Source organism: Betaproteobacteria bacterium (genome assembly GCA_016720925.1).
GTDB lineage: Bacteria > Pseudomonadota > Gammaproteobacteria > Burkholderiales > Usitatibacteraceae > UKL13-2.
Map to the genome: position 1 here is coordinate 462,893 of JADKJR010000001.1, position 20,502 is coordinate 483,394.

The window sequence follows — 20,502 nt, forward strand, 5'->3', positions numbered from 1 at the left end:
ATCATTCGCCCTTTTTATCTGCGTAGAAAAACATGCCGACCCGGATGCGCATGTCGCCTTCGCGTCCGGCATCGGCATCAGCTTTTTCGGCGGTGATTGCCTGTTCGATGGTTTCGTCGTGCACACGCTGCCACTGCAATTGCGCTTGTTTTGCGAGTGCCGCAACCGAGTCAGCCGATAGCTCATCGGAGAATACCGAGCGCTCCAGGAATTGTGGTTGCGGCGCAAGCACATTGGTCACGGCGGCATTGGCGTGATCTTCGAGGTTTTCACCCAGCGGCAGAAGCCGATCGTCGAAACTGCGCTGGGTGAGAAATGCTTTTGCGTTCAAATGTACAAAGCCTTCCGCGTCCTCGGTCGCGTAACCCAGGCGTTCCAGTTCTTCCAGCACTGCTGCCGGCCGATGGTCGAGTGTGATGGAACGCACCAGATCGTCGAATGAGGCCTGCCTTCCCGTAGTGCGGCGCGGCAGCGGCTTGGGATTGCCATCACGATCGCGCCAGCGGCGCACGCTGCGCCAGACGGCGTGCGTGGCCGAGGCAAACGACGCCATGTCTTCGGGTCTTTTGTCCCCGGCTGCCTCGGTCAGGCGGCGAATTTCCTTGCGATTCAGTCCTGTCAGGAGCGAGAGCCGGGTGCCGGTAGCGTCGTCATCGGCAAAATGCTGCCGGGCGGTATTCACATAGACGCGCTTCAACAGTTCGTTCGTCACCTGAAAGGAAACGCCGCGTGTAATCAGCAGCCGCACGATCGGCCCGAGCACGCGCGCAATCGTGTCGAGCAGATTGCGGGTGCGCTGATTTTCAGGGGATTCGGGCATCAGGACGGCTTTGGTGGCGGTGCGGGAATTATTCCCGTGCCGCGGCGCGAATGCAAATTGAACAGCAAAAGAACGATGCGGGACACGAACTGGTCGCGCCGCGGCGACGGCGTTTTGATTGTGTGGCCAGCGCGACAGGAAGTGCAATGGAATCGCCAATTTCAGGACACTTGCTTTATTTTATAAATGCGGGAATAATTCCCGCATCAACAGAATATTGCATTCCCGGCGGGAATGCAAAGGAGACGATCATGGCGGGACGATTTTCAGGATTGGTGAAGCCGGTAGCGTGGTTGCCGGCATTGGTGGCGCTGGGCGTGCTGGCGTGGGCGCCTGCCGCGCGGCCGCAGGCGCCGCCACTGATATTTCCCGAGCGCGTGTCGAAGGTGACTGTGACGCCTGCCGTGGCCGATACCGGCGTCGCACGCGAGATCAGGATTACCGGCACCTGGGCCGGGTGCTGGCCGGTCGGCGCAAGGGTGGCCGGTGCCGGCCTGGTGCGCCAGTCGACGCTGGTCGTGCAACTGGTGTTGCCCATGACCCTGATGCCTTGCCCGCTCACGTTTCAACCCTATACCGTCACCACGACTTACACGCCCGGCGAACGCGGCATCTCGCGGCTGCTGGTGCTCAATGTCGACGGAGATTTCCTCGGCGAGGCGCTGCTGGATACGCGTGCGGCCAGTGACGATCGTTCCGCGTTCAACATCACCGGCATGTGGTACGACCCGCAATCAAACGGCTCCGGGCTCACCTTCGTGCATAGCCGCGTCAACGACAATGCGGTGTTCGGCACCTGGTACGTCTATGACAGCTCGGGCAAGCCGCGCTGGTACACGATCCAGGATGCGGTGTGGAAATCGCAGGGCAGGGTGATGGAAGGCTGGCTGTATCAGACCTCCGCCGTGGCGAACTGTTCGCTGCTCTTCATCTACGGCTGTCCCGCGAGCATCGACTTGCTGGTGGTGGTGGGACGTGCGCGCGTCACCATCACCGGCAACGGGACAGCGACGGTCGAGGCCCTGACCACTGGTGGCACGGTGATTTTCTCGTCCAATGTCATTCGAGCGGAGATATGACCATGAAGATCTTCCGCCTGGATGCGCTTTTACCATTGCCGCGGTCACGCTGCGTGCGCGGCGCGCACGTGGTCCATGCCTGTGCGCGCTTCCTGCTCATGATATTCGTCGCAGGAATGTCCGGCCTCGCGGCCGCGCAGGCCAATATTTCCGTGAACTTCGACATCGTTCCCGTGGCCGCGGGTGCCGGCGTGCCAAGGCAAATTGCCGTGAGCCTGTTTTGGCCCTCCGGGTGCCTGCCGCGTGGCGCGTCGGTGATCGGTACCGAAATCGCCCGCAAGCGGACCTTTACCATCCGGCTCGACGGCAACCTGCAGGATGTCCAGCGTTGCGGTGATTTGATCGTCACCTACCGCACAACCGTCAGCTTCACGCCGGACAATGAAGGCGACTTGCGCGCCCTTGTGGTAATGGATGACGGCGTGTACGTGGGCGAAACCACGCTTCACACGCGTGCCGCGAACAGCAATCGCGCCCAATACGATCTCACCGGCATGTGGTACGACCCCACCACGTTCGGCTCCGGCATGACGTTCGTTCACGGTTTCACGGGAAGCGATACCGTGTTCGGCACCTGGTATGTCTACGACGGACAGGGTGCGCCGCGCTGGTACACCATCCAGGGCGTGCAGTGGATCGCAGGCGGGCTGCAGGCAGTTGGGCAGCTCTATTGGACCAATGCAAGTTCGGTGGTGTGCTTGCCGCCTTTCACCGGTTGTCCGGTCGCGTTTTCATCGGTGACGTCGATCGCGCAAGTGAGCATCGTGATGCAGGGCCCGAACAGCGCGCGCATCATCGCGCTGAACCCGCAAGGCGTGCTGGTCACCAATCTCATCCGATCCATCTTCTAGTCACGCGCCTGCCGGTGCGTGCGTACCGGGACCGCCGCGGGCCAGCCCCCCGAGCTTCACACCCCTGAAGCCGGGCATGGCTGGCCCGGCCGGGCGGCTACAGGTAAGCCCAGGCAAGAGCGGGCACGAGCGCCGCGATGCCCCGCAATCCAACGTAATCCAACGCATTCCGTCGCATTCCCGCTATCCGCGAGGCGGCTTGATTGCCGGAAATGCACGTCCATCCCATAGGCAAAACCCTAGTATTGGCGGGCATTTCAGGCATTTTTTGGCCCGGAACGCCCGTATTTATTAGGCCTGCAAACTTTTAATGTTTCACATGAGGTTTCACACCATTTCCAGGTGCGTTTTAGCGCTTTAACCCCTTGTTTTTACGTGCAAATCAGAACTAAATAAAATAGTGTTGCATTTTCTTTAAAGCGCACGATATAGTGCTGCCTGACCCACAGGAACACTAGATGTTGTGTGGGTTGTGGATACTTCTGTTCCTAATTCCTGTATGAGATCGGGACGCACGGTGGAAAACCTGTTGGCAAGTTTTTTCAACGCACCGTGTTCGGCAGCCGATGTGTTTCGGACGCACATTGGATTATTGCCGCCAGGAAGCCCCGCATCAGCTTTGGCTACCTGCATAAGTAGTTGAAATCATTAAAAAAGACGCCCCCTAGGAGACCCTACCCATGCGACTTGCATCCGATATCAATCCGGCGAATCCCGCAATTGGCCTGACCGCAGCATCTGTGAGTAACTCGAATACCGATTCCGCCGAATCGCGCTACTCGGACTACAAGATTATTCGTCGCAATGGCTCCGTCGGGCCGTTTGAACCCAACAAGATTGCCGTTGCCATGACGAAGGCGTTTATCGCCGTCAATGGCGGGCAGGAAGCGGCCAGCGCGCGCATGCGCGACATGGTGCAGCAATTGACCGCGGCTGTCGTGAACGCGCTGATTCGCCACAAACCTTCAGGCGGCACATTTCATATCGAGGAAGTGCAGGACCAAGTCGAACTCTCGCTGATGCGCAGTGGTGCCCATGAAGTGGCGCGCCATTACGTGCTGTATCGCGAAAAGCGCACCGCAGAACGCGCGGCCGAGCGCGCGGCGAAGGTGTCCGACGCGGTGGCCGGTGAAGTGGCCGGCATCAACGTCACCATCAATGGCGGCCATCGTCCGCTGGATGTGCTGGCGCTATCCACGCTGATCGAAGCGGCGTGCGACGGGCTCGGCGAATACGTGAACCCGAAGCAGATCCTCGAAGCCACGCTGCGTGACCTGTACGACGGCGTGCCGCAGGAGGAAGTATTCAAGGCCGCCACCATGGCCGCACGCGCGCTGATCGAAAAAGATCCGGCGTACACCAAAGTCTCCTCGCGCCTGCTGATGCATTCGATCCGCAAGGAAATCCTCGGCGAAGAAGTGATGCCGTCCGACATGGCCCTGCGCTACGCGGAATATTTCCCCGGCTACATCAAGCGCGGCATCGCCGCCGAATTGCTCGATGAACGCATGGCGCAGTACGACCTGAAAAAACTCGGCAATGCGCTGAATGCCGAGCGCGACAACCAGTTCACGTACCTCGGTCTGCAAACGCTGTATGACCGCTATTTCATTCACATTGAAGAGCAACGCATCGAATTGCCGCAGGCGTTCTACATGCGTGTCGCGATGGGCCTCGCATTGAACGAAGTGGAACGCGAAGCGCGCGCCATCGAGTTCTACAACGTGCTGTCCACGTTCGATTTCATGTCCTCGACGCCAACCTTGTTCAATTCCGGCACGCGTCGTTCACAGCTCTCGTCTTGCTACCTCACCACGGTGGCCGACGATCTTGATGGCATTTACGAAGCGCTGAAAGAAAACGCATTGCTCTCCAAGTTTGCCGGCGGCCTCGGCAACGACTGGACACCGGTGCGCGCGCTCGGCTCGCACATCAAAGGTACCAATGGCAAGTCGCAGGGGGTCGTGCCGTTCCTGAAGGTAGTGAACGATACGGCGGTGGCGGTCAATCAGGGCGGCAAACGAAAAGGCGCCGTTTGCGCTTACCTGGAAACATGGCATCTCGATATCGAAGAATTCCTCGAGCTGCGCAAAAATACCGGTGATGACCGCCGCCGTACGCACGATATGAATACCGCGAACTGGATTCCGGATCTGTTCATGCGCCGCGTGATGGAAGGCGGCGACTGGACCCTGTTCTCGCCGTCCAACTGTCCGGACCTGCACGACAAATTCGGCAAGGCATTCGAGATCGCCTATACCGGCTACGAAGCCAAGGCCGCACGCGGCGAAATGAAGCTGTTCAAGACGGTGCCGGCGCTGACCCTGTGGCGCAAGATGCTGTCGATGCTGTTCGAAACCGGCCACCCATGGATCACGTTCAAGGACCCGTGCAACGTCCGTTCGCCGCAGAATCACATCGGCGTCGTGCACAGCTCCAACCTCTGCACCGAGATCACGCTTAATACCAACGAAAGCGAAATTGCGGTCTGCAACCTGGGCTCGGTGAACCTCGTCAATCATATGAAAGACGATGGCAAGGGCGCGCGCACACTCGATCACGTGAAATTGAAGAGCACCATCGCCACCGCGATGCGGATGCTCGATAACGTCATCGACATCAATTACTACGCCGTCAAGAAAGCGCGCGATTCCAATCTCAAGCATCGTCCGGTCGGCCTCGGCATCATGGGCTTCCAGGATTGCCTGCACGAAATCCGCGTCCCGTATGCTTCCAGCGCGGCGGTGGCATTTGCCGACACCAGCATGGAAGCCGTGTGTTACTACGCCTATTGGGCCTCGACCGAACTGGCCGAGGAACGCGGCCGCTATTCCACATTCAAAGGCTCGCTGTGGGATCGCGGCATCCTCCCGCAGGATTCGCTGAACCTGTTGCGCGAAGAGCGCGGCGGCTATGTCGAAGTCGATATGTCCTCGACGATGGATTGGGACATTCTGCGCAATCGCATCAAGCAATACGGCATGCGCAATTCCAATTGCATCGCCATTGCGCCGACAGCCACCATCTCCAACATCATCGGTGTCTCGGCATGTATCGAGCCGACGTATCAAAACCTGTTCGTGAAATCCAACCTCTCCGGCGAATTCACGGTGGTGAACGATTACCTGGTGCGTGACCTGAAATCCCGCGGCCTGTGGGACGAAGTGATGGTCGCCGACATCAAGTATTTCGACGGCAGCCTCGGAAAAATCGATCGCATCCCGCAGGACTTGCGCGAGCTTTACGCGACCGCGTTCGAAGTCGATACGAGCTGGGTCATCGAAGCCGCGTCACGTCGCCAGAAATGGATCGACCAGGCGCAATCGCTCAATATCTACATGGCGGGCGCATCGGGCAAGAAGCTCGATGACACCTACAAGCTTGCCTGGCTGCGTGGCCTCAAAACGACCTACTACCTGCGCACGCTTTCCGCGTCCTCGGCCGAGAAATCGACCGGTCGTGGTGGAGAACTGAATTCAGTGCCGATCTCGGGTGGGATGACTGGCATGGGCGCAAGCGCGGTTTATGCAGGCGAAGGCGGCATGGGCGAAGGCGCGGCGGAAGGTGCGAAGTTCTGCTCGATCGACAATCCTGAGTGTGAAGCCTGTCAATAGAGAAACTGTCGCCCCGGATTTAGTCCGGGGCCCAATTTTGCTAGCGCGCTACACCGACCGAACTTGGGTCCCGGACTAAATCCGGGACGACAGGCAAATACAGCAGCTAATGCAGCACGACATGCAGCACCACTTTTTTTCACCCACCCAAAAGAAGAGGAAAAGCCAATGCAATTTCACATCTTCCAGGATGCAAAACTTGAATGGCGCTGGCAGCTCTCGAATGACGAGGGCAAGATGGTGGCCGATTCCGGCGACGGGTATCGCGACAAGGATGCCTGCCTGGATTCCATTTCAGCGGTGAAAGCATCCGACGAAGCCATCGTGCTGGAGAACGTCACCAGCCTGATGGATACCGAGCTGTTGTCGATGCCGGGCCTTTTTCGCAAACACTAACAAATCACGAGGAGTCATCATGGGTCTGATGAGTTTTATGAAGGAAGCCGGACAGAAACTGTTCGGCCACAAGGAAGCCGAAGCCGCGCAAAAGCAGGCAGACGCCGCGCCCGACAATGAAGCCGCCAAGGCAAAACTGGAAGAGCTGAACAAGAACGCCGCCACGGCGATCATCGATTACATCCACTCGCAGGAGCTTGATGCCAATGCGCTCGATGTGATGTTCGATGCCGCCGAATCCACCGTGAACGTTTACGGCGTGGCGCCAGACCAGGAAACGAAAGAAAAAATCCTGCTCTGCTGCGGAAACGTCGCCGGGGTCGCGCATGTGAACGACAAGATGGAAGTCGAAGACCCGGAACCCGAAGCGCAGTTCCACGAAGTCGTGAGCGGCGACAACCTGTCGAAGATCGCCAAGAAATTCTATGGCGATGCCAACAAGTACCCGGTGATTTTTGAAGCCAACAAACCGATGCTGACGCATCCGGACAAGATTTATCCCGGCCAGGTTTTGCGGATTCCGCCACTCGAGTAATCCACGCGGCGGCAGCAGAGAGTTCGAATCTTTCCCACGAACGGTGAGGTCATCATGGTCTTCCACATCTATCAGGACGTAGTCGGTCAATGGCGCTGGTATCTCTCTGCCCCGAACGGCGTGAAGATCGCCACCGCCCCGCTGGGTTACGAGCGGCGCAGCGATTGCCTTGCCGCCATCAAGCGGGTGCGTGAAGCAAGTGCCTCACCGATGCTGTACGACAACTTCGGGCCGATCGCGAGTGTGTCGGGAGCGATGGTGGCGTAGTACTCACTGACCAGAATCCCCAGCGTGCAGCAAGTAACCGCACCAGGCCAGACAAGCATCAAAGAAACAATCAACTGAAACCGGAAACGCCGAAATGTCCAAAGTACCAAAATCCTCGATCCCCAAGAAATTCGAAATGCTCACCGCCATGAAGGAACGCACGAGCACCAAATTCGAAATGGGCAAATCCACCCGACACGCGGAACCCAAAAAATTTGAAATGCTGGGCAACAAAGCCGCCCGGCCGCAATCCGGCTTCTTGAACACAATGGAGAGAAAACCATGTCTTTAACCTGGGACGACACACCTGCCCCCACGCCGCCGGCGCCACAAATGCCGCCGATGCAGCCGCGCCTGCAGCCACAGTTGCAGCAGCAATCCGGCACCCCCAATTTCATCTCCCAGGCCTACGCCGGCGTGCTGGCCCAACCGGGCGTCCGCCCGATGCTCGAAGACCTGCCGAATGCGCCGCCGTCGGATGACCTCGATACCAAAGTCGATCCGCGCTTCCAGCGCGTGCGCGCGGAAGAAAAGCGCGTCATCAACGGCAAATCCGATGTGAACCAGCTCGTGCCGTTCAAATACAAATGGGCCTGGGACAAATATATTTCCGGCTGCGCCAACCACTGGATGCCGCAGGAAGTAAACATGAACCGCGACATCGCCACCTGGAAAGACCCGAACGGTCTCACCGAAGATGAGCGCCTCATCGTCAAGCGCAACCTCGGTTTCTTCGTCACCGCCGATTCGCTGGCCGCCAACAACATCGTGCTCGGCACCTATCGCCACATCACCGCGCCCGAGTGCCGCCAATACCTGCTGCGCCAGGCCTTTGAAGAAGCCATCCACACCCACGCCTACCAGTACATCGTCGAAAGTCTGGGCATGGACGAAGCCGAGATTTTCAACGCCTACAACGAAGTGAAGTGCATCCGCGACAAGGACCGCGTCCTCATTCCCTTCATCGATACCCTGTGCGACCCGACCTTCAAGACCGGCACGTTTGAGGCCGACCAGAAGCTGCTGAAATCCCTGATCGTCTTCGCCTGCATCATGGAAGGACTGTTCTTCTACGTCGGCTTCGTGCAGATCCTCTCGCTCGGCCGCCAGAACAAGATGACCGGCGCCGCCGAGCAATACCAATACATCCTGCGCGACGAATCGATGCACTGCAATTTCGGCATCGACCTCATCAACACCATCAAGCTCGAAAACCCGCAGCTCTGGACCAATGAATTCAAGAAGGAAATCGAAGGCTACTTCCGGAAGGGCGTGGAACTGGAATACGCCTACGCGGAAGACACCATGCCGCGCGGCGTGCTGGGGCTGAATGCCTCGATGTTCAAGGAGTACCTGCGTTTCATCGCCAATCGCCGCGCGCAGCAGATCGGGCTGGAAGTGCTGTACCCCGGTGCCACCAATCCGTTCCCGTGGATGTCCGAGCTCATGGATCTCAAGAAGGAGAAGAATTTCTTTGAGACGAGAGTTACCGAATATCAGACGGGGGGGGCTTTGAATTGGGAGTGACCCTAAGCGGGCGAAAGGAAATGATGTAGTTTTCCGCGATCAGTGCAAATTCCTCCGCGATCATTTCAAATTGCATAGCCATAAAATGCGGAAAACCATTATTTCGGTCGCGTTGGTACTTTGATACCAACGCGCCGAAAAAAATGGCTTAAATCGATTCATATTGGAATTTAGAAAAAGACATTTACACCTAATTTATCTATGCGTAACCCGTGATAGAAGCCGCCTACGGGCGGCTTCTTCATTTTGCGACGCAAGCTTGACCGTCCCAACGCGAGTTTGTGTTACACGAGCTTCGTTTTGTGGGGACAAGAAGCTGCACCGACGCGCGTGAATACTCGTACAACCACTGCTGCTAGACGAGGTGTGCGAAGTCGTGTGGATAGTAACGACACGCTATTAAAATCCGCAGAAACATTGAAAAAAACTATGCCGCGAAGCAACCTTGGCGAATATAAAGGCCGTAGAATGACTGTATGAATATGCAGTGCAGTAAAGGCAAAAAAATTCTAAAGAAGAGTTTCTGCGCCGACAATTCTTGGTAAAAGATAGTCACTCACTGATTAACTAGCTAAGAAAACTTGGGAAATACCAAGCTGTGGGTAAGTGAGGTTGTCCTACAGGTTGTCAGGTGTCATATTGTAGACATAACTTATTGTTTTTTAACATATATATCTGAATCAAAAAACACTTCTCATCGCTCGCGAATCGGGGTATATTGGCACTCGTCAGTCGACAGTGCCAACGAGTAATCAGTGGGATATTTGAGACCGACAATAAAAAAGATCTGCGGATAGTTGACGCTACCCGCAGATCCGGTGGTCGGTCGAATGAGGACCTTCCTTGCGTGGTTTTGGCTCCAACGCAACCTGTGATGCTAACCGTTTCTGGTTAATGGCGTCAACGGCTGACACGCAATCATTCGGCCGGCTGCCTTCCTTCAACTTAGTTGCAAGAAAGGCGGTAAGACATGGCTGGAAAATATCAACTGCGCAAGAACGCGCAGTACTTCTGGAATCTGAAAGCTGGTAACAGCGAGAAGATCCTCACGAGCGAAACGTACGTCAACAAGCAGGGTGCGTTGAACGGTATCGATTCGTGCAAGCGCAATTCCGGAACCGAAAGCAATTACGTCAAGCACGGCTCTGGAACGCAGTGGTGGTTCGTCCCTAAGGCGGGTAACCACGAAACGATCGGCAAAAGTGAAATGTATGTTTCGGCGCAAGGCCGGGACAATGGCGTTCGCTCGTGCATTGAAAATGGTCCGAATGGGACGCTCGAAGACTTGACTTAGTCGCGTGCGCAGGTAGGTGTCGTGGAATTCTCTGCGGGCCACCTATCTGATGCTGCATTTATTCCGCTCTCAAGCTCGCCAGTAGCTTGAGTGCGGGTTCTTTTATCAGCTGGACAAAGGATTCAGTCATGGCAAAAACAAGACTCCTGGTGACAACCACCGGGTCGGCGCAGTTAGGCAACGTTCCCAAGTCTTTAATCCGCAAAACGAAACCTGGACGAAGCGTGGACCAGACGGAAAATTCATGGATCAGAAGGCAGATAAGGATCCGTTCAAAGGCGTGACGAAAGAGAAAAATGATCGCCCGCGCGGCGGGCTGCCTTCACCTCCCACCGAATGATTGCGCCCGATCTCTACGAGTTCAAGTGATGACCGTCGTTTCCGATGCCGATTTTGCAAGCGCGATAGCGAGCTACAGCGCCGCAGGCAGCAAACAATTTCTAATGGCGGCAAACGGCTATCAATGTCGACTGTATAACCGCGCCGGTACCTCCGCGACGTGGGACGATCTGGGGCTGGCGGATATTGACAAACAATCCGTGGCCGCCCTCAAACCTATTGCACGTTCAAACAACTTGTTCTGGGCAGATGTATCTGGTCCCATACTCGGATTCGATCCGACAGTCGCTGCCATAATCGTAGCGACGTATTCGCACATCTCTGACTGGTGTAAGGAGCGCGACCAGGTTACCAAGGGTCGGGCAGGGGAGGTCGATGACAAAACGCAATTTGAGGTCGCGTCCTTGGCTGCCTGGCGCTGCCAATTCGACGGGTGTGGTTTAGACCTGCGCACGCATTTTGCCGGCGGCAAGCGCGGCAATTACAGCTACTTCGCCCACATCGTGGCGTCATCGCCGAAAGGCCCTCGCGGCGACATAAACTTGTCTCGAATCCGGGCAAACGACCCAAGCAACATCATGCTGCTCTGTGACAAGTGCCATCGTCTGATTGATCGGGTGGACCCACAGCGATACGATGCCCGGACACTGTCAGACATGCGCGAAAAAAATATTCGCGAAGTAAATCGCCTGCTCAACTCATTGCAATTTCCCGCGGCCCACATGATCGTCGTGGGCGGGAATATCGAGGGTCAAGTTGCAGGGTTCAACGCCGAGGCCGCTGAAAACGCGATGTGGAGCAGAAAGCTCCGCAGGGCCAAACCAGAACCGCTGGTGTTCATGCGAAATGGTAGCCACCTTGCGAATAGCGGCCATCAGCATTACTGGGAAACCCTTTTTGAGTCTCTGCGTAAAGAATTGCCCGCGCTCGAAAATTATCTCAGCGGCACGTCGTTGACCAACTCCCTGCCTCCGGTTGTCGCGGTCTTTCCGACCCATGTCACCTCAATTCAGATTCTGGCGGGGCGTGTGCTGGGGAATTCCACAACAACGCATCTATTTCAACCGAATCGAAATGCCAGCCCGACGGCTTTGGGAGAGCGTTGGCAATGGCCGCATAGCGCACCTGAGCCCGCGAGTAACAAATATTCCGTAAAGGAACTTGTAGGCCACAACGGTGGCAAAGAGGCTGCACTGCTCGTGTACCTTACGGCCGCATTGGATCGGGCCGAACTTCCTGGGCGGATCAACAGCCGAATCTTCCCGCATTGGAACTACGAGCCGTCGAATGTGCGCACGATGTAATCGGAACCCAGGCAGATCTGGATCTTCTTGCGCTACGCGTTGACGACGCACTTCGCATTTTGCAGGACCAGTGGAAGGTTGAAACGGTGCATATGATTATCATCGCGCCGTCGAGTGCGTGTGTATTGCTGGGACAGAAACTACAGGCGCGACATCACGCGAAGTTTGTCATTTACGAAAGGAAGCGCGACCCTCAGTCGCAAAGTCGCGGTTCCTTTGTTCCAACCATCGCGATAAGCGGCAGCAAGGTCGAGCTGGTGGGTACAAACAAGGAGGTTTCGCTCGGCTAGGCTGGTGAACAACAGGCCGAACCTACGATCCAGCTCTATACGCGACGCATCGGAAGCCATTTCGGGTTTCCAGAAAGATTGAACATGAATCAAAATTTGCCATTTTCAAAAACTGTAATCGCAGCCTTGATCGCGCGGCGACAAGAGGACCAATGGGAAACGTTTATCGTATCCATGTTGCGCAGACTCGAGATATCGGCTGACGAACTTGCACGAGCCAAGACGAAATACGAAGAGCTCGCTCGTCAAGTTGCAAACAAGCTCAGCATTGCCGACACCGATGTGCATATCGTGGTGCAAGGTTCAATGAGGACTCAGACAACGATTTCGCCACGCGGAAACGCCAAGTTTGATCTCGACATTGTTGTCAAACTGACGGGGAGCCGATTCACCAATGCCGAATCCGAGGCGTTTTTTGCTGAATTTGGAAGGGCATTGGATGGGTTAAATGAAACCACGGGCGATCCCGAACCACGCCGCAGGTGCTGGCGCCTGCAATACCCGGGCGAACCATTCTATTTTGATGTTACTCCAGCGATCCCCGGCAGTCTGGAAATCACCGGAACTGATTTGCGGGTTCGTGACCCCAACACAAAATGGAGTCCATCAAATCCGGAGGAATATGCAGTCTGGTTCTGTGAAATTGCGAGCCGCAAGTTCAATTTTCAGCAACGTGAAGTTGTAAACCTGACCGAGGCGAAGGCCCAAGTTGATCCTATCCCGACGACGCGCATAGGCATAGATGATGTCTTGCGGCGCACGGTCCAGCTGATGAAGCTGCACCGGGAAAACTCGTACTATTACCTCGCGGACGCTCGAAAAGAGGCAATGCCTATCTCGGTTATCTTGGTCACGCTGGCAGCCAAGGCGTACCAAGAGGTTTGGGCAACCCGGCGAAACGACTTCTCCACTCCACTTGAAGTGGTGTTGGAAATTGTTGAGCAAATGCCCATCCACATTCGTCGACTTAACGGCAACTACCTGGTAGAAAATCCCAAGCTTTCCAGAGAGAATTTTGCTGACCGCTGGAATTCCGACAATGGCGTTCGTGCAAAAGAGTTTGAGAAATGGCATGGCCAGCTGAAAGACGACTTGCTGGCTTTGTTTACTGAGGACTATAACTACCGGACAGAAAATCGAATCCGTAGTGTGTTTGGACAAGCGGGAGTCGATGCGTGGAAGCAAAGCCTACCGAAAACTCCCAATGTGTTAGACGGACTGCTGGCCACGGCGCCATCAAGTGTCCGCGCGAATCCAACGAAACCGACACCTGTTGGTTCAAAAAATACATTGGCCTGACTTGAGTGTCGGCAGTCGACTTTGAAAATGCAGTTGCGGCAATAGAGACTTGGCTTGATGGTGCTGGTGCCGCGTATGCGACGCGCGCGCCGGCACTTTCGGCGGGCAAGCGGCTTAACGTTTGGACGCTGCAGAATGTACATCCGGTCCTCATGGGTAGCGCGGTCGAGCTTATGCTGCCGAGAGATTTTCCGGTCAGCGCGCCTCGAATCAATGTCGATAAATCTCTTTGCCTGGTTCTGCCCCATGTAGAAGAGACCGGCCAAATTTGTTTGGGGGTCGAGTTTTCGCCAACGGATTTTGAGAACCCGATCGGTGCAGTGGAGCGCGCCCTGCAAAAATTGCGGTACTTTTTAACCCAGTGTGAGGACAGCACCTGGATTAAGGGAGAGTTCCAGAAGGAACGAGTTGCCTACTGGACAAGATTTTGCGACAAGCAGCGCAAAAGGAGCACGTCGCGTCCGGCTGTAGTGGATGCATACGTCTATTTGCACCCATTTTCAGGTCACACGGACGGACGCATTGCCGTTTACAAGAAGGGCAAACTTGCCGTCGTATGCATGGCGGATGGCGATCCCCTAAAATCGCTGCCCAGCATGGGTTGTCCAAAGGTACCTGGTCCGGGGACATGCGCTGTTCGTCCACCTTCCGGAATCGGAGCCATGGACACCCCTCGAGTGGCCGACGACTTTTCAGGCGCTGGAAGTATTGGTCGGCAGAATCACCGATCACCAGTTGTCCGTAATGTCATGGTGGACTGAAAAAGTGGAATGACAAATCCAAGCGGCATGAACAATCCCGTCCCGCCTTCGTGGTTCTCACTCAGAACAGTCTGCTCTTTGGGTACCAGCTGTTCCCCGCACCAATCTCGCTTCTCTCAAATCCCGGCGTCGAACCTGTCGAGTTGAGTCGCATTGATCCTGACTGGGCCTTGGCCCGTGATCATCAATTGGACGTGTTGCACATCAGGCGCACGAAACATGTATTGATATTGGGCTGCGGCTCATTGGGAAGCCCGATTGCAGAATTGTTGGCCCGCGCTGGAATCGGCAAACTCACCCTCGTGGATTTCGAGACCTTCGAGGCCGAGAATAGTGCCCGACATGTGCTTGGGATGTTAGCGATTGGGCAGAAAAAATCGATCGCGCTGCAAGAGAGATTGAGATCCGAGATTCCCGGCGTGGAAATCAAAGCGCTCGTTGCTGTCGCCAGTTCGTGGATTGCTGATTCGTGCAAGCGGGGCGACTTCGACCTCGTAATTGATTGCACCGGTGAAGGTGGCATTCGCGTACTTCTTTCAAAATTGCGAAAACAGACTCTCGGCGACTGTGGAATTGTGCATGCGTGGCTTGAGCCATTTGGTGCAGCGGCTCATGCTGTGTACTTGAGAGGAAATGACATATGGCCGGACTCCGATCCCGCAGACAGCCTGGTGAATGTTGCGACTTGGCCGACGGACACGAGGGTGAACTTACCTGCCTGCGGTGCCGGTTTTCATGTTTACGCCGCCGCAGATGCATGGCAGGCCGCAGGATTTGTCGGTGAAAGGCTTCTGAATATTATTGATGGCAAGGTGACGCAGTCGCTGGTCTGGTCATGGATTCGAACCCGTTCATTCTTTCTTGCTTTGCCAGTAAATGCCTCCCTAAAGTCGATCGTTCCGGAAAACGGCTCTCGCGATGAGGCGGTCATGATCACTCGCAATTTGAACGCGTTGCTAAGCAGCCATGATCCATAGCGAGGCATTGATTTATCGGTTACTCGGTGCGAATTGGACGCTTACATTCTCGGCCGAATCGCTGTTGACCTTGCACAAGCACCGGCAAAAATGGTCATGGTCGAAGGAGAAGGTTGGGCAGCTATACAGCGAAGACCTAACGGGATCCGAGGTTTGCATTAGCTTTGTTTCGGTCCTTCACAGCATTAAGGCGTCCCATAGCGGTGTGCGATTTGACTCTGCGGCCGCCGAAAAGGAACGTGCCAAGTTGTTCGGAAAAGGACTGCATTGCATCGGGTTTTGGCATTCACATCCGGAAGCGCTGCCGAGTCCCTCGAATGAAGATGAACAACTGGCAAAGGATCACGCGATGGCGGCAACAGGGCTTCTCACTGGCTTGGTGTTTGTCATTGTCGGGAACCGCGCCTTTCCAGAAGGTATATATGTGGGTGTGCATGACAGAGCGAAGTTTTCCGTGGCTGAGAGAGTACCGCGTTAGACGTGCTGAGACAGAATGACGCTTGCGAAAAAGGCGCGAATGAATGGCGGGTTGCGTTAGGTCCCGGGCTTTGCCTTCAGAAAAGCGACGATTTCACGGGCCTTGACCGTCCTTGTTGGAAATAGATCCTTTCAAGAAGGCTTGTACGTGGCGTGCACGACCACGTGAAGTCTTCTGTGGCAAAGTTAGCCAAAGGCGAGCGCGGTAATCACTCCATTCGAAGCGGAACGGATGCAAGAAAATCGAGAACCTAAAACATCCTATGCATCCACGATGGTAACGTCGCTAAGGTCCCAAATATCGCTCTCTACACTAAGAAATGGAGGGCAAACGTTTTGCGAAATGTTCCTTCACGTCATTTGTGCCTGAAGGCTTCTCGAAAATTTGAATATCTTTTCAACCAAGAGGAAACGGTTGACTTTGCGACCCCTAACGCACGCGCAATTTCAACTTTCGAATACCCTTCTCGTGCAATGAGGACCGCTTGGTCGACTAACGCAATCGTTTTCACGCCTTTGCCACGACGAGTTGGCGCAACTTCCTCTTCAAGTTGCAGCCAAATTTCGGCTTCGCGAATGAGAGAAGCATTTGGCGCTTCAAGGGTGTCTTGATCAATTTTTTTGCGAAATATTGCAATCAGTTCCGGATACGGTTTGCATAGCGCAGTCCTACCACCTAACTTGAGGAGCACGCGACGTGCACCTCTGAGCGCTTCGTAAAGCTCTTTGTCACGTTCGTTGTCGGTAAATACGGGCGCGGCTTCAGGAAACATCAGCCACAAAAATGTATTTTCGTAGTGATTAACTCTTTGCAGGCCGTCAGGCCCCTTCGTGAATACGATTCCGCGTAATTCGGCAATCCCCCTCGCCATGCGCCCTCTCCGGTATGCCGCAAATCTTTTAGCCCGGCTTCGACCGTCAGGACCGGCTTGCGAATGAACACGACAAAATCTGTTGCCCGGCCATGCGTGACGAAAGCAGATTTCACAGATTTGAGCGACGCGCCATTTGGTAATTGCCCAGCCGATCAGCGCCAGACCCCAGGCGACTTTCTCCATCTCCTTGTAGGAATCAGATTGTGCCGACAGTGCAAGTGACCGGCCCAAAATCGCGACAGATGCAACTTCGCCTTCTACCATTTGCGGCATGCCCCTTATGCTTGCCAGACCGGAAGTCTTGAATCTTTCAAGCAATTCGGAAGCTGAACGACAATTGGTTACCGTGGAAAGCACCGCTAGATTTGTCTGGCGAATTTTTCGATGGATTACCCTCGAAATGAAATCGATGAGCGCCATACCTGAGGTAAGTTCTAGTTCGTGCCCACTCACATCGCATACGCTCAGCAGTGGCGCGAGAAAATTGTGAAAACGGACGCGATCAAGTCGATCCGACTTGCCGGGGGAATCCACTATGCTCAATTCTTCCGCCGAAAAGCACAAGGCCCAAGAACCGCGCCCGAGAAAGTCTGTGCGCGCTCTTTTCTTCAAGTTGCGGCCAATAGTTCGCATTTGCTGATTTCAAATGGCGGCGTGGCTTGCTCTCGAAACCTGCGCTTCCCAGGGATTTCCCCTTGGAGGCAGTTCGCATTTGTTGTTTTGGCACGCGCTTCCATCTTGCGTGACATTGCATCATCATGCGTTCCAATGCAACAAAACAATAGGAATTTTTGTGAAGAAACTGATCGGCGCAAAGGAAGTGGCGACAAAGCTCTCAATTAGCCTGCGCAAGCTCGAACAGATGGTCGCCAACGGCGAGCTTCCCGGCTACTTCAAGTTGGGACGAATCAGGAAATGGGACCTTGCCGCAATCGATGAGTGGATTGAACGCAGAGTTGCGCACTCGCCGGACAGCTAGCGACTGGATATACCTGAGATATACGAGGCCCAAGTGCGCTTGATAGCTGCAATTGCAGCGATAGCCAAGGGTTATTGAAATCAAAGATGAAAGGGTAGATCAGTTGGCCAGACCGGTCTTATAAGCGTTATGAGCGCAGAACGAAAAAACTAAGTTGCTAGGCCAAAAGCACGAAAGCCCCCGCTCTTGCAGGAGCATTTGGGGGCATTCGTGCGGGAGGCAGTAAACACAAAACGCACCCGCGAGCGCGTATTGTCTGCCTCCCGTAGCCCGGTGTCAAGCCCGATTCTTGCCCGGGGGGTCTAGCTTGTCTCAAAAAAACCAACGAAAGGTTTTAAAGATGAGCATTCATTTGAATTCAGATTTTCTCTTTTATTCGAGTGCATCACAAACGACCATCCTAAACGATTCACTCGCGGAACTCGATTTTGAACAGGTCGATTTCTTGGTGACTGCGCAGCCTCGAGTTTCTGATGTTGCCGCAGCGCGCTTCTCCTTAATCGAACCGCCCGTGTCAGCTTATGTGTAAGCGCGATGGCAAGTTCAACTCAATATCCAGGTTCACAACGTTGTCAGGAAGGCATCAGGGTGACCCTCGCTGCCTCTTGCTGCCCTTCGCATTTCCACGTAGGAAGATGGTTCCTTCCGACTATCCGCCATTCGAATTAGTTCTCGGCGAATCTGGATATGACCCACTCGGCTCCGCGATGAAAAAACGTCATTGCCTCGCGAAGCAAATCAATGCGAACGCCCCGCCGCTTCGGCTGGTCGGCCGCGCGCGACCAACGCCAATTCGACCGTAGCTCGCGCAAGCTGCACTGGAACCTCATGAACTAATCCGAAAGTGCCTGTCTAATCCTGCCAGGCACTTCGGCCAGTGTGGGACGTATGCCTGTTCCCATTTGCAGTTTTTAGCCTTTTGTATCGCTTGTCCTACTACAGGGCACAAAGCGGGAGTAGGACGGCCATTTGTCAATCATCTAATGACTCTCTTCGCCCATCTCGCAATTACTTAAAAGGAATACTCATTGAAACCAGTTCGAAAGATTCACAACCGAAGTCCCCACAAGGTCATCGGTCGATTCCCGTCAAACAAGTCACGTTTCTGCATCTGGTGGGAAAGCCAGTTGGAGCAAGATTGCCTGTTTCACCTTGAATTCGATCGCGAGGTGGCGGCTATCTCGGGTCAGCCATTCCACGTTTCCTACGTGCTGAATGGCAAGCGGCGTCGCTATACCCCGGATTTTCTCGTCGAGGGATCGAATCTGCGCGATGTCATCGAAGTGAAACCGCTGGCGAAAACCTTGACGCCGGAGTTTCGACTCTGGAAAGCCGCCGTCACTGAAGTGCTCGCGAGACACAAATACCGATTCTTCATTAAGACCGAACTTGATCTCCGTCGGGAACCGGAGCTCTCAAACCTGAAATGGTTGTATCGCTTCCTTAGAACCGAGGCCACGGACTACCAGTGTCAGCAACTACTCGCGCAAATTCAACGCGGCGCGAGAACCGTGGGCGCGGTCCAAGCGCACGCCCGCGTCCACAACAGTGACGTCGAGTTGGTATGGCATTTGATTGCAACACGCGCTGTAGAAGTCGACCTTAACCAGAGGCTCACCGAGCAATCGCTCATTTCTTCGAGGAGTAACGCGTAATGTCATTTAATCTGAATTTGACCAATCCAGTTGTAGGACAACAAGTGCAGTTGCATGCCCAGCAGTATTCAATTGGGCTTCCGTTGCCCGATGGGCGTTTCTCCCTAACCAACGTCAAGAACGGCACGACACTGCTCATGGCGCGCCAGGAACTGGCGCAGAAGTATCTGGACGGGTTTGCCGAGCACGTCGCCGATCCCGTGGCGGCAACGTTTCTGACGCAACGCAAACTGAATTTGCTCGACCTCACGATTGCCTCCGAGGAGGACAAGAAAACGGTCCGGCGCAAGCAGGCCTATGTTGACGCATTGGATAATTTGGGCGTCAAGACCTACCAGCCTTCTCGCTTCACCCAAGTCATCGAAGCGGTCGCAGCGGAAATTGGCGATGTGCGAAAGCCGACGCATTGGACCCTGCAGCGGTGGCGCCGCGATTGGGAAAGGTCGCAGGGTGATCCTCGCGTGTTTCTTCCCCAGCGCGCGCGGCGTGGCAATCGGCAGCTACGTTGGCCACAGGAACTTGTCCAACTTGCCGGTCAGGTCGCAAAGGAAGGGCTGCTCACCAAGCAAAAACACACCGTCACAAAATTCTGCCGCGACTTGGAAACGGCGATTGCAGACGCGAACAAATTTCGGGAACCAGCGCATCACATCAAGATGCCGAGCGAGGGTTCGGTGCGTCGCTATTGTTTGCGGATTGATCCCTTCAAATTCCTGTCATCGCGGTCCACGTGGCGTGCAGCGGATCGAACCCAGAAACAGTATGGCCGTGGCGTAAAGACCAGCCGAATTCTGGAACGGGTAGAAATCGATCACACGTTACTGGATTTGTTTGTGGTGGACAGTAGGTCCGGAATCATTCTCGGTCGCCCCTGGCTCACGATCGTCATTGACGCGCATTCGCGCGCCATCCTGTCGTTCTACCTGTCGTTCGGGCCACCGTCATGGGTCGCGGTGATGGAAGCGATGAAGCGCGCGATCTTGCCGAAAGGGGACCTCCGCAAGGTGTATCCCGAAATTCAACATACTTGGGATTGCCATGGCCTCATGGAACTGGCGATTTCGGACAACGGCAAGGAGTTCGTGTCGGCCAACCTTGATGATGGCGCCGATGCGCTTCGCATCCGGATTCAACTGTGCCCCACATGAGCCCTGGTACAAGGG

General features: G+C 55.1%; 21 protein-coding genes. 19 read left to right on the plus strand and 2 right to left on the minus strand.

The features are described 5' to 3' along the window. Position 1 precedes the first annotated feature (1 nt). Positions 2 to 820, minus strand: coding sequence for a hypothetical protein (locus tag IPP88_02235; protein ID MBL0121579.1), 819 nt, complete (start codon positions 818 to 820; stop codon positions 2 to 4). A 251-nt stretch (positions 821 to 1,071) separates the two neighbouring features. On the opposite strand from IPP88_02235, the gene IPP88_02240 reads away from it, so the two are divergent. The 15 genes from IPP88_02240 (at position 1,072) to IPP88_02310 (ending at position 15,831) form a co-directional block, all read left to right on the plus strand. Beyond that, complete coding sequence (locus IPP88_02240) at positions 1,072 to 1,899, plus strand: hypothetical protein (GenBank protein MBL0121580.1); 828 nt, start codon at positions 1,072 to 1,074, stop codon at positions 1,897 to 1,899. A gap of 2 nt (positions 1,900 to 1,901) precedes the next feature. After that, the gene (locus tag IPP88_02245; protein MBL0121581.1) at positions 1,902 to 2,750 is read left to right on the plus strand and encodes a hypothetical protein; all 849 of its coding nucleotides are present in this window, start codon (positions 1,902 to 1,904) and stop codon (positions 2,748 to 2,750) included. A 680-nt stretch (positions 2,751 to 3,430) separates the two neighbouring features. Beyond that, positions 3,431 to 6,364 (plus strand): ribonucleoside-diphosphate reductase subunit alpha, encoded by a 2,934-nt coding sequence (locus IPP88_02250; protein MBL0121582.1) that lies wholly within the window; start codon positions 3,431 to 3,433, stop codon positions 6,362 to 6,364. A gap of 168 nt (positions 6,365 to 6,532) precedes the next feature. Next, positions 6,533 to 6,760, plus strand: a complete 228-nt coding sequence (locus IPP88_02255; GenBank protein MBL0121583.1) for a DUF1508 domain-containing protein — start codon at positions 6,533 to 6,535, stop codon at positions 6,758 to 6,760. 19 nt (positions 6,761 to 6,779) lie between these two features. Further along, positions 6,780 to 7,295 (plus strand): peptidoglycan-binding protein LysM, encoded by a 516-nt coding sequence (gene lysM, locus IPP88_02260; protein ID MBL0121584.1) that lies wholly within the window; start codon positions 6,780 to 6,782, stop codon positions 7,293 to 7,295. A 54-nt stretch (positions 7,296 to 7,349) separates the two neighbouring features. Next, the gene (locus IPP88_02265; protein MBL0121585.1) at positions 7,350 to 7,562 is read left to right on the plus strand and encodes a DUF1508 domain-containing protein; all 213 of its coding nucleotides are present in this window, start codon (positions 7,350 to 7,352) and stop codon (positions 7,560 to 7,562) included. Between the two features lie 94 nt (positions 7,563 to 7,656). Continuing rightward, complete coding sequence (locus IPP88_02270) at positions 7,657 to 7,854, plus strand: hypothetical protein (GenBank protein ID MBL0121586.1); 198 nt, start codon at positions 7,657 to 7,659, stop codon at positions 7,852 to 7,854. A gap of 41 nt (positions 7,855 to 7,895) precedes the next feature. Next, positions 7,896 to 9,089 (plus strand): ribonucleotide-diphosphate reductase subunit beta, encoded by a 1,194-nt coding sequence (locus IPP88_02275; protein MBL0121587.1) that lies wholly within the window; start codon positions 7,896 to 7,898, stop codon positions 9,087 to 9,089. 970 nt (positions 9,090 to 10,059) lie between these two features. After that, entirely contained in the window at positions 10,060 to 10,383 is a 324-nt protein-coding gene (locus IPP88_02280; protein MBL0121588.1) for a YegP family protein, read from the plus strand. 368 nt (positions 10,384 to 10,751) lie between these two features. Continuing rightward, positions 10,752 to 12,026 carry an SAVED domain-containing protein gene (locus IPP88_02285; protein ID MBL0121589.1) on the plus strand — a complete coding sequence of 425 codons (1,275 nt, stop codon included), beginning with the start codon at positions 10,752 to 10,754 and terminating at the stop codon, positions 12,024 to 12,026. Beyond that, the gene (locus IPP88_02290; protein MBL0121590.1) at positions 11,990 to 12,316 is read left to right on the plus strand and encodes an SAVED domain-containing protein; all 327 of its coding nucleotides are present in this window, start codon (positions 11,990 to 11,992) and stop codon (positions 12,314 to 12,316) included. The genes IPP88_02285 and IPP88_02290 overlap by 37 nt, the downstream gene beginning before the upstream one ends. Before the next feature lie 84 nt (positions 12,317 to 12,400). Continuing rightward, positions 12,401 to 13,615 carry a nucleotidyltransferase gene (locus IPP88_02295; GenBank protein MBL0121591.1) on the plus strand — a complete coding sequence of 405 codons (1,215 nt, stop codon included), beginning with the start codon at positions 12,401 to 12,403 and terminating at the stop codon, positions 13,613 to 13,615. A gap of 5 nt (positions 13,616 to 13,620) precedes the next feature. Continuing rightward, positions 13,621 to 14,376: a hypothetical protein gene (locus IPP88_02300; GenBank protein MBL0121592.1), complete on the plus strand. Its 756-nt coding sequence runs from the start codon at positions 13,621 to 13,623 to the stop codon at positions 14,374 to 14,376. Positions 14,377 to 14,519: 143 nt separating this feature from the next. Then, complete coding sequence (locus IPP88_02305) at positions 14,520 to 15,353, plus strand: ThiF family adenylyltransferase (protein MBL0121593.1); 834 nt, start codon at positions 14,520 to 14,522, stop codon at positions 15,351 to 15,353. Beyond that, positions 15,343 to 15,831: a Mov34/MPN/PAD-1 family protein gene (locus IPP88_02310; protein ID MBL0121594.1), complete on the plus strand. Its 489-nt coding sequence runs from the start codon at positions 15,343 to 15,345 to the stop codon at positions 15,829 to 15,831. Before IPP88_02305 ends, IPP88_02310 begins: the two co-directional genes overlap by 11 nt. 355 nt (positions 15,832 to 16,186) lie before the next feature. Here the strand turns inward: IPP88_02310 and IPP88_02315 are convergent, their stop codons facing one another. Further along, positions 16,187 to 17,317, minus strand: coding sequence for a helix-turn-helix domain-containing protein (locus IPP88_02315; protein ID MBL0121595.1), 1,131 nt, complete (start codon positions 17,315 to 17,317; stop codon positions 16,187 to 16,189). A gap of 181 nt (positions 17,318 to 17,498) precedes the next feature. On the opposite strand from IPP88_02315, the gene IPP88_02320 reads away from it, so the two are divergent. From IPP88_02320 to IPP88_02335, 4 genes are all read left to right on the plus strand, one after another. Continuing rightward, positions 17,499 to 17,684 (plus strand): helix-turn-helix domain-containing protein, encoded by a 186-nt coding sequence (locus IPP88_02320; GenBank protein MBL0121596.1) that lies wholly within the window; start codon positions 17,499 to 17,501, stop codon positions 17,682 to 17,684. A gap of 340 nt (positions 17,685 to 18,024) precedes the next feature. Beyond that, positions 18,025 to 18,213: a hypothetical protein gene (locus tag IPP88_02325; protein MBL0121597.1), complete on the plus strand. Its 189-nt coding sequence runs from the start codon at positions 18,025 to 18,027 to the stop codon at positions 18,211 to 18,213. 499 nt (positions 18,214 to 18,712) lie between these two features. Then, positions 18,713 to 19,339: a TnsA endonuclease C-terminal domain-containing protein gene (locus IPP88_02330; protein ID MBL0121598.1), complete on the plus strand. Its 627-nt coding sequence runs from the start codon at positions 18,713 to 18,715 to the stop codon at positions 19,337 to 19,339. After that, positions 19,339 to 20,487 carry a DDE-type integrase/transposase/recombinase gene (locus tag IPP88_02335; protein MBL0121599.1) on the plus strand — a complete coding sequence of 383 codons (1,149 nt, stop codon included), beginning with the start codon at positions 19,339 to 19,341 and terminating at the stop codon, positions 20,485 to 20,487. Before IPP88_02330 ends, IPP88_02335 begins: the two co-directional genes overlap by 1 nt. Positions 20,488 to 20,502: the final 15 nt, after the last annotated feature.

What these genes read in the sequence shown, in the direction of transcription:
- IPP88_02335 (MBL0121599.1), top strand. Translation starts at nt 19,339, where the DNA reads ATGTCATTTAATCTGAATTTGACCAATCCAGTTGTAGGACAACAAGTG.
- IPP88_02265 (MBL0121585.1), top strand. Translation starts at nt 7,350, where the DNA reads ATGGTCTTCCACATCTATCAGGACGTAGTCGGTCAATGGCGCTGGTAT.
- IPP88_02250 (MBL0121582.1), top strand. Translation starts at nt 3,431, where the DNA reads ATGCGACTTGCATCCGATATCAATCCGGCGAATCCCGCAATTGGCCTG.
- lysM (MBL0121584.1), top strand. Translation starts at nt 6,780, where the DNA reads ATGGGTCTGATGAGTTTTATGAAGGAAGCCGGACAGAAACTGTTCGGC.
- IPP88_02310 (MBL0121594.1), top strand. Translation starts at nt 15,343, where the DNA reads ATGATCCATAGCGAGGCATTGATTTATCGGTTACTCGGTGCGAATTGG.
- IPP88_02285 (MBL0121589.1), top strand. Translation starts at nt 10,752, where the DNA reads ATGACCGTCGTTTCCGATGCCGATTTTGCAAGCGCGATAGCGAGCTAC.
- IPP88_02255 (MBL0121583.1), top strand. Translation starts at nt 6,533, where the DNA reads ATGCAATTTCACATCTTCCAGGATGCAAAACTTGAATGGCGCTGGCAG.
- IPP88_02240 (MBL0121580.1), top strand. Translation starts at nt 1,072, where the DNA reads ATGGCGGGACGATTTTCAGGATTGGTGAAGCCGGTAGCGTGGTTGCCG.
- IPP88_02235 (MBL0121579.1), bottom strand. Translation starts at nt 820, where the DNA reads ATGCCCGAATCCCCTGAAAATCAGCGCACCCGCAATCTGCTCGACACG.
- IPP88_02275 (MBL0121587.1), top strand. Translation starts at nt 7,896, where the DNA reads ATGCCGCCGATGCAGCCGCGCCTGCAGCCACAGTTGCAGCAGCAATCC.
- IPP88_02325 (MBL0121597.1), top strand. Translation starts at nt 18,025, where the DNA reads ATGAGCATTCATTTGAATTCAGATTTTCTCTTTTATTCGAGTGCATCA.
- IPP88_02295 (MBL0121591.1), top strand. Translation starts at nt 12,401, where the DNA reads ATGAATCAAAATTTGCCATTTTCAAAAACTGTAATCGCAGCCTTGATC.
- IPP88_02280 (MBL0121588.1), top strand. Translation starts at nt 10,060, where the DNA reads ATGGCTGGAAAATATCAACTGCGCAAGAACGCGCAGTACTTCTGGAAT.
- IPP88_02270 (MBL0121586.1), top strand. Translation starts at nt 7,657, where the DNA reads ATGTCCAAAGTACCAAAATCCTCGATCCCCAAGAAATTCGAAATGCTC.
- IPP88_02245 (MBL0121581.1), top strand. Translation starts at nt 1,902, where the DNA reads ATGAAGATCTTCCGCCTGGATGCGCTTTTACCATTGCCGCGGTCACGC.